Annotated in this window: 11 protein-coding genes, 1 pseudogene and 1 riboswitch; of the genes and pseudogenes, 1 reads left to right on the forward strand and 11 read right to left on the reverse strand. The window is 71.5% G+C overall.

Features of this window, described 5'->3' with window-relative positions; genetic code table 11:
- Positions 1 to 57 precede the first annotated feature (57 nt).
- The 10 genes and pseudogenes from ACFFXY_RS20590 to thiE form a co-directional block, all read right to left on the reverse strand.
- Positions 58 to 936, reverse strand: a complete 879-nt coding sequence (locus tag ACFFXY_RS20590) for a LemA family protein (RefSeq protein WP_382354900.1) — start codon at positions 934 to 936, stop codon at positions 58 to 60.
- Positions 937 to 1,018: 82 nt separating this feature from the next.
- Positions 1,019 to 2,347 carry a phosphoglucosamine mutase gene (gene glmM / locus ACFFXY_RS20595; protein WP_382354903.1) on the reverse strand — a complete coding sequence of 443 codons (1,329 nt, stop codon included), beginning with the start codon at positions 2,345 to 2,347 and terminating at the stop codon, positions 1,019 to 1,021.
- Between the two features lie 236 nt (positions 2,348 to 2,583).
- A complete protein-coding gene (gene rpsI, locus ACFFXY_RS20600) occupies positions 2,584 to 3,165 on the reverse strand; it encodes a 30S ribosomal protein S9 (protein ID WP_382354906.1) in 582 nt (193 codons plus the stop codon).
- 21 nt (positions 3,166 to 3,186) lie between these two features.
- Positions 3,187 to 3,630 (reverse strand): 50S ribosomal protein L13, encoded by a 444-nt coding sequence (gene rplM, locus ACFFXY_RS20605; protein WP_091053344.1) that lies wholly within the window; start codon positions 3,628 to 3,630, stop codon positions 3,187 to 3,189.
- Positions 3,631 to 3,875: 245 nt separating this feature from the next.
- The gene (gene thiC, locus ACFFXY_RS20610) at positions 3,876 to 5,462 is read right to left on the reverse strand and encodes a phosphomethylpyrimidine synthase ThiC (RefSeq protein WP_382354910.1); all 1,587 of its coding nucleotides are present in this window, start codon (positions 5,460 to 5,462) and stop codon (positions 3,876 to 3,878) included.
- A gap of 232 nt (positions 5,463 to 5,694) precedes the next feature.
- The gene (thiD, locus tag ACFFXY_RS20615; RefSeq protein WP_382354913.1) at positions 5,695 to 6,519 is read right to left on the reverse strand and encodes a bifunctional hydroxymethylpyrimidine kinase/phosphomethylpyrimidine kinase; all 825 of its coding nucleotides are present in this window, start codon (positions 6,517 to 6,519) and stop codon (positions 5,695 to 5,697) included.
- Complete coding sequence (locus ACFFXY_RS20620) at positions 6,516 to 7,307, reverse strand: thiazole synthase (RefSeq protein ID WP_382354915.1); 792 nt, start codon at positions 7,305 to 7,307, stop codon at positions 6,516 to 6,518. Before ACFFXY_RS20620 ends, thiD begins: the two co-directional genes overlap by 4 nt.
- A 2-nt stretch (positions 7,308 to 7,309) precedes the next feature.
- Positions 7,310 to 7,501, reverse strand: a complete 192-nt coding sequence (gene thiS, locus ACFFXY_RS20625; RefSeq protein WP_382354918.1) for a sulfur carrier protein ThiS — start codon at positions 7,499 to 7,501, stop codon at positions 7,310 to 7,312.
- The gene (gene thiO, locus ACFFXY_RS20630) at positions 7,498 to 8,766 is read right to left on the reverse strand and encodes a glycine oxidase ThiO (RefSeq protein WP_382354921.1); all 1,269 of its coding nucleotides are present in this window, start codon (positions 8,764 to 8,766) and stop codon (positions 7,498 to 7,500) included. Before thiO ends, thiS begins: the two co-directional genes overlap by 4 nt.
- Before the next feature lie 404 nt (positions 8,767 to 9,170).
- A pseudogene (thiE, locus tag ACFFXY_RS20635) lies at positions 9,171 to 9,830 on the reverse strand (thiamine phosphate synthase); the annotation flags it as partial.
- A riboswitch (TPP riboswitch) is annotated at positions 9,824 to 9,930 on the reverse strand. (Overlaps the previous pseudogene by 7 nt.)
- Before the next feature lie 220 nt (positions 9,931 to 10,150).
- Here thiE and ACFFXY_RS20640 point away from each other — a divergent pair.
- Entirely contained in the window at positions 10,151 to 12,250 is a 2,100-nt protein-coding gene (locus ACFFXY_RS20640; RefSeq protein WP_382354923.1) for an RICIN domain-containing protein, read from the forward strand.
- Positions 12,251 to 12,483: 233 nt separating this feature from the next.
- Here ACFFXY_RS20640 and ACFFXY_RS20645 read toward each other — a convergent pair whose 3' ends face one another.
- Positions 12,484 to 13,101 (reverse strand): class I SAM-dependent methyltransferase, encoded by a 618-nt coding sequence (locus ACFFXY_RS20645; RefSeq protein WP_382354926.1) that lies wholly within the window; start codon positions 13,099 to 13,101, stop codon positions 12,484 to 12,486.
- Positions 13,102 to 13,168: the final 67 nt, after the last annotated feature.

Below are 13,168 nucleotides of genomic sequence, written 5' to 3' on the forward strand. Positions count from 1 at the left end.
GGTGTGCCGGGATCGCTCGGGGCTCTCGGCGGGGGCAGGGGGGATCGGGGCGGCGGGCTACCGGCCGTAGGGCGGCTGGCCGTACCCGGGCTGCTGCGGCTGCTGGGGCTGCTGCGGGTAGCCGGGCTGGCCGTAGCCCTGCTGGGGCTGGCCGTACCCGGGCGGCGGCTGCTGGCCGTAGCCCGGCTGCTGCTGCGGCTGCCCGTACCCGGGCTGCTGCACCGGCTGCTGGTAGCCCGGCTGCTGGCCGTAACCGGGCTGCTGGGGCTGGCCGTAGCCGGGGAGCTGGCCGGGCGCGGGCTGCGGCGGCATCTGCTGCTGCTGGGGCTGCTGCATGAAGCCGGGCTGGCCCATCTCGCGCAGCTTCGGGGCGGTGCGGGCCTCGGGCGTGTCCAGCTCGAAGTACTCCTCGGGCGTGAACCCGCCCATCTTCGCGGAGATCGAGCCGGGGAAGACCTGGAGCGCGGTGTTGTACTCGCGCACGTTCGCGTTGTAGAACCGGCGCGGGGCGGCGATGCGGTTCTCGGTCTCGGCCATCTCCGTCTGGAGCTGGAGGAAGTTCTGGTTGGTCTGGAGCGCGGGGTACGCCTCCTGCATGTGGATGACGCCGCGGATCGCGTTCCCGAGCTGGCCCTCGACCTGGCCCTGCACGCCGTGCCCGGCGTTCGGGTCCTGCCGGGCCTGCATCGCGGCCGACCGGGCCTCGGCGACCTGGCGGAGCGTGGCGTTCTCGGCGCCCGCGGCCTGCTGCACGATGTACATCAGGTTGTCGAGCAGGTCGTACCGGCGCTGGAGCTCCACGTCGATCTGCGCCCAGGACTCCTGGGTGATGTTCCGCAGGCGGACCAGCTTGTTGCGGCCGCCGATGACGGCGAACAGCACGATCAGGCCGATCAGCAGAACGAGGATCAGGATCCAGACGATTGGGTTGTCCATAGTCCGTGAGCCTAGTCCATCTGTGCCAGCGGGAGGGCACCCCCGAGGGGCCCCTCCCGCGTACAGAGACGGTGGTCAATGGTCAGGAACGGGCGTGCTCCACGACCGCGGCGAGCTCGGCCGCGACGGACTGCGCGACCGGCTCCTCGGACGCCTCCACCATGACCCGCACGAGCGGCTCGGTCCCCGAGGGCCGCAGCAGGACCCGGCCGTCGGCCCCGAGCTTCGCCTGCCACAGCGCGACCGCGTTCCTCACGTCCTCGTGGTCGATCACCGACTTGTCGGCGACCCGCACGTTCAGCAGCACCTGCGGCGCGGGCGTGAACACCGACGCGAGGTCCTTCAGGGTCCGCCCGGTCGCGGCCATGCGCGCGAGCAGCATGATCGCGGTGAGCGAGCCGTCCCCGGTGGTCGCGTGGTCGGACATGATGATGTGCCCGGACTGCTCGCCGCCGAGGGAGTACCCGCCCTCGGAGAGCCGCTCCAGGACGTACCGGTCGCCGACCTTCGTCGTCTCCAGCTCGATCCCGGCCTCGCCCATCGCCTGGTGCAGGCCCAGGTTGCTCATGACGGTGGTCACCAGGACGCCGCCGCGCAGGTCCCCCGCGTCGCGCATCGCCAGCGCCAGGATCGCCATGATGGCGTCCCCGTCGACCGTGTTCCCCTCGGCGTCGACGGCCAGGCACCGGTCGGCGTCGCCGTCGAGCGCGATCCCGGCGTCGGCGCCGTGGGCGAGGACGGCCTCGCGCAGGCCCTCCATGTGCGTGGACCCGCAATCCTCGTTGATGTTGAGGCCGTTGGGGTCGGCGTTGATCGTGACGACCTCGGCCCCGGCGCGGCGCAGGGCCTCGGGGGCCGCGCCGGTGGCGGCGCCGTTGGCGGGGTCGACGACGACCTTGATGCCGGTGAGCGGGTTCGGGCACACGGCCACGAGGTGCTCGATGTAGGACTCGACGGGGTCGACGGAGCGGGCGATGCGGCCGACGTCCTCGCCCTGCGGGAGGGGGGCGGGGTCGTCCATGGCGGCTTCGATGGCGTCCTCGACGTCGTCGGGGAGCTTGCGCCCGCCCGCGGCGAAGAACTTGATGCCGTTGTCGGGCATGGGGTTGTGCGAGGCGGAGACCATGACGCCGAAGTCGGCGCCGGTCAGGGCGGTGAGGTGCGCGACGGCGGGCGTGGGAAGGATGCCCAGGTCGATGACCTTGGCTCCGGCGGCGGCGAGGCCCGCGGCGCTGGCGGCGGCGAGCATCTCGCCGGAGGCGCGGGGGTCGCGGCCGATGACGGCGACGGTGCGCCTGCCGGTGGCGCCGAGGACGCGGGCGGCGGCGATGCTGAGGCGGAGTGCCAGGTCGGGCGTGAGGTCGGCGTTCGCCCGCCCCCGTACGCCGTCGGTGCCGAACAGTCGTGACACGGTGTGGCTTCCCATCTTGGTGCCGGGCGCGGCGTCCGCGGGCCTCTCGCGTGCCCTGCGGAGCGGGACCGGACCGGTCGGTCGGTGGCAGCGCCGGTTCGGCCTGCCGGGTGGCATGGAAAAAGGGGCCGCCGAGGATGTCCTCCTCGGCAGCCCCGTCGCTTGTGCAGACTAGCGCGTCTCCCGGTCGGGCGGTCTCACGGCTCGTGAGCTCGGCCCCGGCCGGGCGGTGCGTGCTAGCGCTTCGAGTACTGCGGCGCCTTGCGGGCCTTCTTGAGGCCGTACTTCTTCGATTCCTTCTCGCGGGCGTCGCGGGTCAGGAAGCCGGCGGCCTTGAGGGCCGGGCGCATGTTCGGGTCGACCTCCAGCAGGGCGCGGGCGATGCCGAGGCGCAGGGCGCCGGCCTGGCCGGTGGCGCCGCCGCCGTGGATGTTGACGAGGACGTCGAAGTTGTCGCCGGCCTCGACGGTCACGAAGGGCTCCGCGACGGTCTGCTGGTGGACCTTGGACGGGAAGTACTCTTCAAGGCTCTTGCCGTTGACGACGTACTTGCCGCTGCCCGGGACCAGGCGGACGCGGGCGATGGCGCGCTTGCGGCGGCCCACGGTCTGGATCGGGCGGTCGATCGGGATCGCGGGGATGCTGGGCACGGACGGCGCGGCGGCGACGTCGGCGGGGACCTCGACCGGGACCTCGACGGCCTCGGGGGTCTCCGCGACCTCGACGACCTCAGCGGTCTCGGCGGTCTCGGTCTCGGCGGCGGGGGCCTCGACGGCCTCGGTCTCGACGGCCTCGGTGGCCTGGATCTCGTCACTCATGTGTCTGCTCCTGACCGCGCGCTACTGCGCGACCTTCGTGATCTCGTACGGCTTCGGCTGCTGGGCGGCGTGCGGGTGGCCGGGGCCCGCGTAGACCTTCAGCTTCTTGAACACGCTGCGGCCGAGCTTGGTCTTCGGCAGCATGCCGATGACGGCCTTCTCGACCACCTTCGTCGGGGCCTTCTCCATCAGCTCGGCGTAGGACTTCTCCTTGAGACCGCCCGGGTAGCCGGAGTGGCGGATCGCCTTCTTGGTCTGGAGCTTGTTGCGGGTCAGCACGACCTTCTCGGCGTTGACCACGATGACGTAGTCGCCGGTGTCGGCGTTCGGAGTGAACGTCGGCTTGTGCTTGCCGCGGAGCAGTTCGGCCGTGTGCGTCGCGAGACGACCCAACACCACGTCGGTCGCGTCGATCACGAGCCACTGCGGGTCGAGGTCACCCGCTTTGGGAGTGTACGTCGGCACAGTGTTACCTAGCTTTCGTTGTCGGTGTGGAACGAATCCCGCAGATGAGGGCGGGACCGCCTGAATCCCCGCGGCCGCGTGCGGCGCGCGCCGGCCGCATCGCGGCCGTCCGGGATTCGTTGGACAGCGCCCCCCGCAGGGGGCACTCGAACAACAGTCGCCAAGTCTACGCGGTGGTGGCGGCCCCCTTGACGGCGGCCGCCGTGACCTCGGATACAGCTGCTGGTCGCCGCTGCCGGTCGGCGCTACTGGTCGACCACGGGCAGGTAGACGCGGCCCCCGGAGGCGGCGAACTCCTCGCTCTTGTCGGCCATCCCTTTCGCGGCGTACTCCTTCAGCTCCTGGGAGATCTTCATGGAGCAGAACTTGGGGCCGCACATGGAGCAGAAGTGGGCGGTCTTCGCGGGTTCGGCGGGGAGGGTCTCGTCGTGGTACTCGCGGGCCCGGTCGGGGTCGAGCGCCAGGTTGAACTGGTCCTGCCAGCGGAACTCGAAGCGGGCCTTGGAGAGGGCGTCGTCCCAGGCCTGGGCCTGCGGGTGGCCTTTGGCGAGGTCGGCGGCGTGGGCGGCGATCTTGTAGGCGATCACGCCCTCCTTGACGTCCTCGCGGTTCGGGAGGCCGAGGTGCTCCTTGGGGGTCACGTAGCAGAGCATCGCGGTGCCGAACCAGCCGATCATGGCGGCGCCGATCGCGGAGGTGATGTGGTCGTAGGCGGGCGCGATGTCGGTGGTGAGCGGCCCGAGCGTGTAGAACGGGGCCTCGCCGCAGATCTCCTGCTGGAGGTCCACGTTCTCCTTGATCTTGTGCATGGGGACGTGCCCGGGGCCCTCGACCATGACCTGCACGTCGTACTCCCACGCGATGTGGGTGAGCTCGCCGAGGGTGCGCAGCTCGGCGAACTGGGCCTCGTCGTTGGCGTCGGCGATGGACCCGGGGCGCAGGCCGTCGCCGAGGGAGAACGCGATGTCGTACTCGGCGAAGATCTCGCACAGCTCGCGGAAGTGCTCGTACAGGAAGTTCTCCCGGTGGTGCGCGAGGCACCACGCGGCCATGATCGACCCGCCGCGCGAGACGATCCCGGTGACGCGCTCGGCGGCGAGGGGCACGTACCGCAGGAGGACCCCGGCGTGGACGGTCATGTAGTCGACGCCCTGCTCGGCCTGTTCGACGATGGTGTCGCGGTAGACCTCCCACGTGAGCTTCACGGGGTCGCCGTCGACCTTTTCGAGGGCCTGGTAGAGCGGGACGGTGCCGATGGGGACCGGGGAGTTGCGCATGATGTGCTCGCGCGTCTCGTGGATGTGCTTCCCGGTGGAGAGGTCCATCACGGTGTCGGCGCCCCATTTGACGGCCCAGGTGAGCTTCTCGACCTCGGCGGCGATGGAGTCGGAGACGGCGGAGGTGCCGATGTTCGCGTTGATCTTGGTCAGGAAGTGCTTCCCGATGATCATCGGCTCGGTCTCGGCGTGGTTGACGTTCGCGGGCAGGATCGCCCGCCCCGCGGCGATCTCGGCCCGCACGAACTCGGCGTCGAGGCCCTCGCGCACGGCGACGAACTCCATCTCGGGGGTCACCACCCCCTGCTTCGCGTAGTGCAGCTGCGTCCGACACGGCAGCGCGGCCCCGCCGTGCTCGACGGTGTCCCCCGCGCCCTCCCTTTCGGCGATCCAGTGCGCCCGCAGCCGCGGCAACCCCACCTCCGGCTCCGACCCGGGCCCCGACGTGTCGTACAACCGCACCGGCGCCTCCCCACCGCTCAACGCCACCTCGGTGAACGGAACCCGAACCCCAGCCCGCGCCCCCTCGACGTACACCTTGCTCCTGCCGTTCATGCTCTCTCCTCAGTGATCTCGATCAACCGACCCGCGGCCCGGCCGCGAACTGTCGTACCTGCAATGCAGGGTTTGAACTGGGGGCCCGAATTCCCCGATTCGGGCGATGTCTGCGCTGCCCGCCCGCCACGGCCCGCCGAGCGCTGTCGTACCCCCGTGTCAGGGTTTTGACCGGGGGCCCGCGATTCCCGATCCGGGCGGTGCTTGCCATGCCTGCGATCTGCCATGGCGCTCAGAGGGCCGCGCTCTTGCGGCCGTGATGGTGGTGGACCGGTCCCGGGCCGGTGCCGAGGTGCCAGTCGGCGGCCGCTTTGAGGGCCTCGGTGACGTAGACCTTCGCGCCCGCGACCGCCTGCGGGAGCGGGTGGCCGAGGGCGAGGCGCGCGGCGATGGCCGAGGCGAGGGTGCAGCCGGTGCCGTGGTCGTTGCGGGTGGCGACGCGCGGGGCGGCCAGGTCGAGCATCTGGCCGTCGCACCACAGCACGTCGACGGCCGCGTCGCCGCGTTCGAGGTGTCCGCCTTTGACCAGCACGGCCCGCGGCCCGTAGGTCGCCAGCGCGCGGGCGGCCTCCCTCATGTCCTCGACCGTGGCGATGGCGCGCCCGAGCAGCAGTTGCGCCTCGATCAGGTTGGGGGTGAGCACCGTGGAGAGCGGCCCGAGTCCGCCGAGGTACGCGGCCGGGTCCCCGGCGTACAGGGAGTCGCCGGTGGTGGTGACCATGACGGGGTCGACGACGAGGTTCGGCAGCCGGTCGTCCTGTCCGTATTCGGCCACGAGTTCCAGGAGCCGGACCCCGCCGAGCATCCCGGTCTTGGCGGCGGCGACGGGGAAGTCGGCGAGGACCGCGTCGAGCTGCGCCCGCACGAGTTCCTCGGAGACCGCTTCGGCCGCGGTGACGCCGCGCGTGTTCTGGGCGGTGACCGCGGTGAGGACGCTGGTGCCGTGGACGCCGTGCGCGGCGAAGGTGTGGAGGTCGGCTTGGATGCCCGCGCCGCCGCCGGAGTCCGATCCGGCGATGGTGAGGGCGACGGGCGGTTGCTGGTGGACGCGGTTCACAGGTCGGCCATCCCTTCGAAGGCGGTGGACGCTTTCGCCAAGTGCCGCTTGGGGATGCGCCCGGCGAGCCGGGCGGCGCGACCGGCGTTGACGGCGTCGCGCATGGCGGCGGCCATGAGCGCGGGGTCGGCGGCGCGGGTGACGGCGGTGGCGAGGAGGACCGCGGAGCAGCCGAGTTCCATGGCCTGCGCCGCGTCGGAGGCGGTGCCGATCCCGGCGTCGCAGATGACCGGGACGGCGGCGTTGTCGCAGATGAGCGCCAGATTGTGGGGGTTGCGGACGCCGAGCCCGGTCCCGATGGGCGCGGCGAGGGGCATGACGGCGGCGCACCCGGCGTCTTCGAGGCGGCGGGCCAGGACGGGGTCGTCGCTGGTGTACGGGAGGACGGTGAACCCGTCGCGGACGAGGGTCTCGGCGGCGTCGAGGAGTTCGACGGGGTCGGGCAGGAGCGTGTCCTCGTCGCCGATCACTTCGAGTTTGATCCACTCGGTGCCGAACGCTTCGCGGGCGAGCCGCGCGGTGCGCACGGCCTGCTCGGCGGTGAAGCAGCCCGCGGTGTTGGGGAGGACCCCCACGCCGCACTGCTCGATGACGTCGAGCACGGACCCGGCCGCGCCGGGGTCGACGCGCCTGAGCGCCACGGTGACCAGTTCGGTCCCAGACGCTTCGATGGCCTCGGCGAGCTGCACATGGCTGGCAGCCCCGCCGGTCCCGAGGATCAGCCGCGACCCGAAGGTCCGCCCGGCGACGGTGAACGCGGTGTCGCGTCCACTGAGCACACTGGTCACGATCAGCCTCCCTGCGTGGCGGTCAGGACTTCGACGGCGTCCCCGTCTACGAGCGCCCGGCCCCACTCCGACCTCGGCACCACCTCCCCGTTGACGGCCGCAGCGATCCCCCGCCGCGCCTCGGTCACAGCCGCCACCGCCTCGGCAACGGTCGCGACCCCTTCTCGCACTTCCCCATTGACGACGACACTCACGTTTCCTCCCGCTCACTCGCACTGTCGGACCCATCGGGCACTGTTGATTCGGGGGCGCTCGGATTCGCCGCACGCCGAGGCTCCCGGCCGCCCTCGATTCCGGGCGCGGCCGGGCGCGCCCCCACCGGACCCGACTTCCCCAAGTCGAGCCGCCCCAGGTCGAGCCGCCCCGGGTCGAAAGGCGCGATCAGCGCCGGAGCGTTCCCGCGGAGGACCGCGGCGACCGCGTCCGCGGTGGCCGGGATCAGGGCGATGCCGTTGCGGTAGTGGCCGGTCGCGGCGATGAGGCCGGGGGCGAGGGGGCCGATGATCGGGAGGTTGTCGGGGGTGCCGGGCCGGAAGCCGACGGTCACTTCGCCGAGGTGGTACTCGGCGATCTCGGGCACGAGCGCGATCGACCACCGCAGCAGGTCGTGGACGGCCCCGGCGGTGCCGGTAGTGCGGTCGAAGCCGCGTTCGTCGCTCGTCGCGCCCACCACGACCTCGCCGTTCTCGCGGGTCACGATGTACACCGACTGGCCGTTCACGTAGCCGCGCACAGTGGTCCGCGGCACCGCCTGCCCCGCGGCGGCGCGCAGCCGCAGCACGACCCCGCGGACCGGCCGCACCGGAAGCCCGAACCCCGCCGAACCGCAGCCCGCCGCGATGACGACCTGGTCGGCGTCGAGCGCCCCGAGATCCACGACCTCGCCGGCCCTAGCCTCGGTTCCTTCGACCTGGCCCGCCGCGGCCCGGCCCGTCTTGACCTCGCCCCCGGCGAACCTGACGCCCGCGCGTTCGGCCGCGACGAGCAGTGCCGCGTGCACGGCCCGCGGATCGACGGCCCGGTCCTCGGTCGCGAGGACCCCGGCCCGGACCCGGTGGCTGAGCAGCGGCTCGGCCTTGCGGATCGCTCGTCCCGCAAGGACTTCGACGCCGCGGCCGGTCTCGCGGTACAGCGCGGTCTGGCGCTCGACCTCGGCGCGGTCGCCGTCCTCGACGCCGACGACCACCGTGGGGATGTCGCGGAACCCGACCGGCAGCCCGGAGGCCGTTTCGAGTTCGCGAGCGAAGGCGGGCCAGGCGTCGGCCGAGGCGGCCATGAAGGGCGTCAGCGCCGCCTCGCCGTAATGGGATTCGGTGACAGGCGCGATCATCCCGGCCGCGACCCGTGACGCGCCCGAGCCGGGCTCCGGGTCGTGCACGACGACCTCGGCACCGGCCAGCGCCGCCCGCCACGCGACCGCGAGCCCGATCGAGCCGCCACCGACGACGGCGACGCGCATCAGCCCGCGCCCGTCCCTCGCAGGGGGTCGAGTGGTCGATCGGGTTCAGGCGAGGAAGACGCCCGTCGGAGCGCAACGTCGTCGGCCGCGGCCGGGCGTACCGTCCCTCGGCGCCGAGCGTCGGCGGCGATGGCGGGCGATGCCGCCGGACGGCTCGCCTGCACCGCATCCACTGAACGACGCTCAGTCCCGAGCGCACCAGCCCGTCGCGCCACCGGATCACTCAGCGCGGCAACGACACCGGAGTGTCCGCCGAACGCCTCGCCGACGGCCGCACTGAACTCCGTCGCAGTGTCGGCGGGCGAGGCCTCCGAACGGCGGCCGGTTTCGGCTGCGGCAGCGAGCCGCGCCGCCGGAGCGCTCGCCGCGGCACCGGTACCAGCGAGCCCGCCGGGTGTCTCATCTACGGCCGCAAGCAGTTCCGCCGTGGCGGCGGCAGGGTCGTCCGCGGCCGCGATGGCGCCGACGACCGCCACGCCGTGGGCTCCGGCCTCGCGGCACAGGGCCGCCCGTTCGGCGGTGATGCCGCCGATCGCGATCACGGGAAGATCCACGGCCGCGCAGACCGCGGCGAGCCCTTCCAGGCCGATCGGCTGCGGCAGACCGGTTTTGGTGGTGGTGCCCCAGACCGGGCCGACGCCGAGGTAGTCCGCTCCAGCCCTCCGCGCGGCGCGAGCCGATTCGGGGTCGCGGCAGGTGCCGCCGATGATCGCGGCGGGCAGAAGCCGCCGGGCGGCGTCGAGCGGGAGGTCCTCGGCGCCGAGGTGGACGCCGTCGGCGCCGACCGCCTGGGCGATGTGGACGCGGTCGTTGACCAGGCACACGGCACCGTAGGCGTCGCACAGGTCCGCGACGGCGGCGGCGAAGTCGAAGGCGGCCCGGTCGGTGTAGTGGTCCTCGGGGCGGACCTGGATCAGGCGGGCCCCGGCCGCCAGCGCGGCGGCGACAGTCTTGAGGGCGACGTCGAGCGGGTCGCGCTGTGGCGCAGCCGCTCCGATGGCCCGCGCCGCGGAGGCGCGGGTGTCGGTGATGACGTGCAGTCGGGGTAGGCGAATGGCTCGCATAGGCTCCTTCTCCCTGCGCCAGCATGACCTGGATCAGGTTCGACGGTCGGGACTACCAAGTCCCCTCTCAGCCCGATGCATCGGACTCCCGCGGGTTTGTCGTTCGGCGGTCACGCTACGCCATCGCGAGCGGTTTTCGCAACCGGTGTGTCAGCAAGCGGACACGGCGGTTCGCGGGTCCGCCGGGCTGTCGCCATTGCCCTCCGCGGCCCGTTTGAGGCCGGTTTTGCACCTGTGACCTGGGGCTTGACCTCCAGCCCCGAAGGGTCTTACGATGACCCGCACCCATACTACAACGTTGTAAAGAACGGGAGCTCCTCATGCGACACGCCCAATCCCTCGACCTGCGGAGAGGGGGCGCCCTCCTCCTCGCGGCGGTCCTCCTCCTCACCGCCGCCATGGCCGCGTCCCTCGCGTGGGCCGCTCCCGCCGCGGCCGTCACCACCGGGAACGGCGCGCTGGTGTACTCGCCGGCGGCCGGCAGCTCGTTCAACCCCGAGGGCGGCACGCCCGCCGGGACCACCTACGCCAAGATCATCGTGCTCAAGAACAGCGGCAGTTCCAATGGCACGCAACTGGTCACGTATGACCAACTGGTCCTCCAGAACGGCGACCAGGTCTACCCGATCTACCGCAGCACCAACGACGGCGCGAGCTGGACCCACGTCGCCGACGTCAACCCCAGCGACACCTTCCCGGCGCTCACCCGCACCGCGCAGCCGTTCCTGTTCGAGGTCACCGAGACCACCGGGAACCTGACGGCGGGCACGATCCTCCTGGCGGGCATGGTCATGCCCGAGGACCGCTCCACCAGCCGCCTGGTCGTCTACAAGAGCACGAACCAGGGCACGAGCTGGAGCTACCTGTCCACGATCGACACCGGCGGCCCCGCGGTCTACGACCCGAGCCCCTCGTCGACGACCACGACCGTGTGGGAGCCCTCGCTCGCGATCGACGCGAACGGCGGCCTCGTCGCCTACTACTCCGACGAGCGCCAGAAGGCGAACGGCGTCCTCCAGGCCGTCTCCTACCGCCGCTCCACCGACGGCGGCCAGACCTGGGGCTCCCTCGTCAACGTCTCAGCCCCCACCAACCAGAGCGACCGGCCCGGCATGATCACGGTGACCGAACTGCCCGACGGCCGCTACATGGCGACCTTCGAGGTCGTCAACCGCCCCAGCCGGACCAACAACACCGCGCCGGTCTACTACAAGATCTCCGCCGACGGCCTCAACTGGGGCTCGACCACGAGCATCGGCACCCCGATCCTGCTCGCGAACGGCCGCGGCATCGGCTCCTCCCCGTACGTCAAGTGGGTGCCGACCGGCGGCCCGAAGGGGATGGTCGTGGTCGCCTCGAAGTGGTCGCTCGACGCGAGCGGCAACATCGACGGCGGCCAGAACTTCTACGTCAACTACAACCTCGGCGAAGGCCCCTGGGAGCGCCTGCCGATGGCGGTCACCTACGACGCCACCGACACGCAGGGCGGGAACTTCTCCGGCTTCGCCCAGGGCATCGACTACAGCGCCGACGGCCGCACCCTCTACCAGGCCGTGAACGTCGAGAACACCGCCACCGACCTCAACGACATCCGCGTCGGCTCCATCCCCCTCGACGCCCGCCAGTACGAGGCCGAGAACGCGACCCTGAACAGCGTCTCCACGGTCACCCACGTGCAGGCGTCGAACGGCTCGAAGATCGGCAACATCAACGACGCCGGCGACTACGTCGAGTTCACCGTCAACGTCCCCGCCGCGGGGACCTACACGATGAACGTCCGCTACGACAACGGCTACGGCTCGACCGCCACCCACTCGGTCAGCGTCAACGGCGGCACGGCCTCCTCGATCAGCTACCCGGTCAACGTGGACTGGGGCCGGTTCGGTTGGGCCCAGAAGTCCGTCACCCTGAACGCGGGCACGAACACGATCCGGTTCACCAAGGCCACCAACTTCGCCGAACTCGACGTGATCCACCTGTACCGCAGCACCGCCCTCGACCCGGTCTTCCAGGTACAGAATCGGGGCAGCGGCAAGTACCTCGAAGTCGTCAGTGCCCTCACCACCGACGGCGCAGCCGTCGGCCAGTGGGGCGACACGAACCACGCGACCCAGCGGTGGACCGTCTCCGGCGGCTCCACCGTCCAGTTCGCCAACCAGAACAGCGGCAAGCTCCTGGAGATCCCCTCGGCGCAGACCGCCGACGGCGTCGACGCCGTCCAATGGGGCCCGACCGGCCACGCCACCCAGTCGTGGACGGCCGCGACCAGCGGCGGCTACTGGACGTTCGCGAACGCCAACAGCGGCAAACTCCTCGAAATCGACGGCTGCTCGACGGCGGACGGCGCGGTGGCGCAGCAGTACACCGCCAACGGCGCGACCTGCCAGCAGTGGCGGCTCGTGAAGGAGGGCATCCAGTAGGACCGGCGGCGGCGGGGCGCCTCCGGCGTCCCGCCGTTCCCTTTGCTTTGAAAGCAAAGGGAGTCACGATCACTGCTTGACTTTGCTTGCAAAGCAAAGATGTTTGCGAATCCAGAGCGCACCTTTGCTTGCAAAGCAAAGGTAAATCCTGAGGCGGCGTGTCTTTGCTCGCAAAGCAAAGGTGTTCTTGCGGCACGGGTGCCTTTGCTTGCAAAGCAAAGGCACCCGTGCCGCTACGCCTCCGCGCGGTCCACGCGCAGGACCCGGTAGCCCTTCGCGCTCGCGTGCTTGTCCACGGTCCAGCCGCGCTCGGTGAGCCAGCGCGCGAGCGAGTCGGCGCCGAGGTGCTTGGAGACCACGAGCCAGGCGACGCCGCCGTCCTTGAGGCGCGGCAGCCACGTGTCGAGGAGGTCGTGGAGCGCCTCCTTGCCGACCTTGATGGGCGGGTTGGACCAGATCTCGTCGAAGCGCAGGTCCGCCGGGACGTCCTCGGGCACGGCGACGTGCACCGTCCCCGGGGCCTTCTCGGTGTTGCGGCGGGTCAGGTCCAGGGCCCGGCGGTTGACGTCCACGGCCCAGACCTCGGCGTCCTCGCGCTGCGCGAGCACCTTGGTGATGGGCCCGTAGCCGCAGCCGAGGTCGAGGAAGACGCCCGCGGTGTCGGGCAGGACGACCTTGTGCAGGAGCACGCTCGTGCCGGGGTCGAGGCGGCTGCCGGAGAAGACGCCGGTGGAGGTCGTCAGTTCGTACTCGACGCCGTCGAGGTCGAACGCGATGGCGCGCTCGCGGTCGTCGACGGCGGGCTGCTCGCTGAAGTAGTGCTCGGGCTGGTCGGCTGGGCCATTGGACATGCGGACCATTGTCGCGCGCCGGGGCCGGGTGCGGCGGCGGGACCGGCTGGCGGGGAACCGCGGGTCA

It is taken from the genome of Glycomyces mayteni, assembly GCF_042428885.1.
Taxonomy (GTDB): domain Bacteria; phylum Actinomycetota; class Actinomycetes; order Mycobacteriales; family Micromonosporaceae; genus Glycomyces; species Glycomyces mayteni.

Bases quoted from the DNA above. Each gene is read 5' to 3' on its own strand.
- ACFFXY_RS20645 (WP_382354926.1), bottom strand. From the start codon at position 13,101: ATGTCCAATGGCCCAGCCGACCAGCCCGAGCACTACTTCAGCGAGCAG.
- rpsI (WP_382354906.1), bottom strand. From the start codon at position 3,165: ATGAGTGACGAGATCCAGGCCACCGAGGCCGTCGAGACCGAGGCCGTC.
- thiO (WP_382354921.1), bottom strand. From the start codon at position 8,766: ATGCGCGTCGCCGTCGTCGGTGGCGGCTCGATCGGGCTCGCGGTCGCG.
- thiC (WP_382354910.1), bottom strand. From the start codon at position 5,462: ATGAACGGCAGGAGCAAGGTGTACGTCGAGGGGGCGCGGGCTGGGGTT.
- ACFFXY_RS20590 (WP_382354900.1), bottom strand. From the start codon at position 936: ATGGACAACCCAATCGTCTGGATCCTGATCCTCGTTCTGCTGATCGGC.
- ACFFXY_RS20640 (WP_382354923.1), top strand. From the start codon at position 10,151: ATGCGACACGCCCAATCCCTCGACCTGCGGAGAGGGGGCGCCCTCCTC.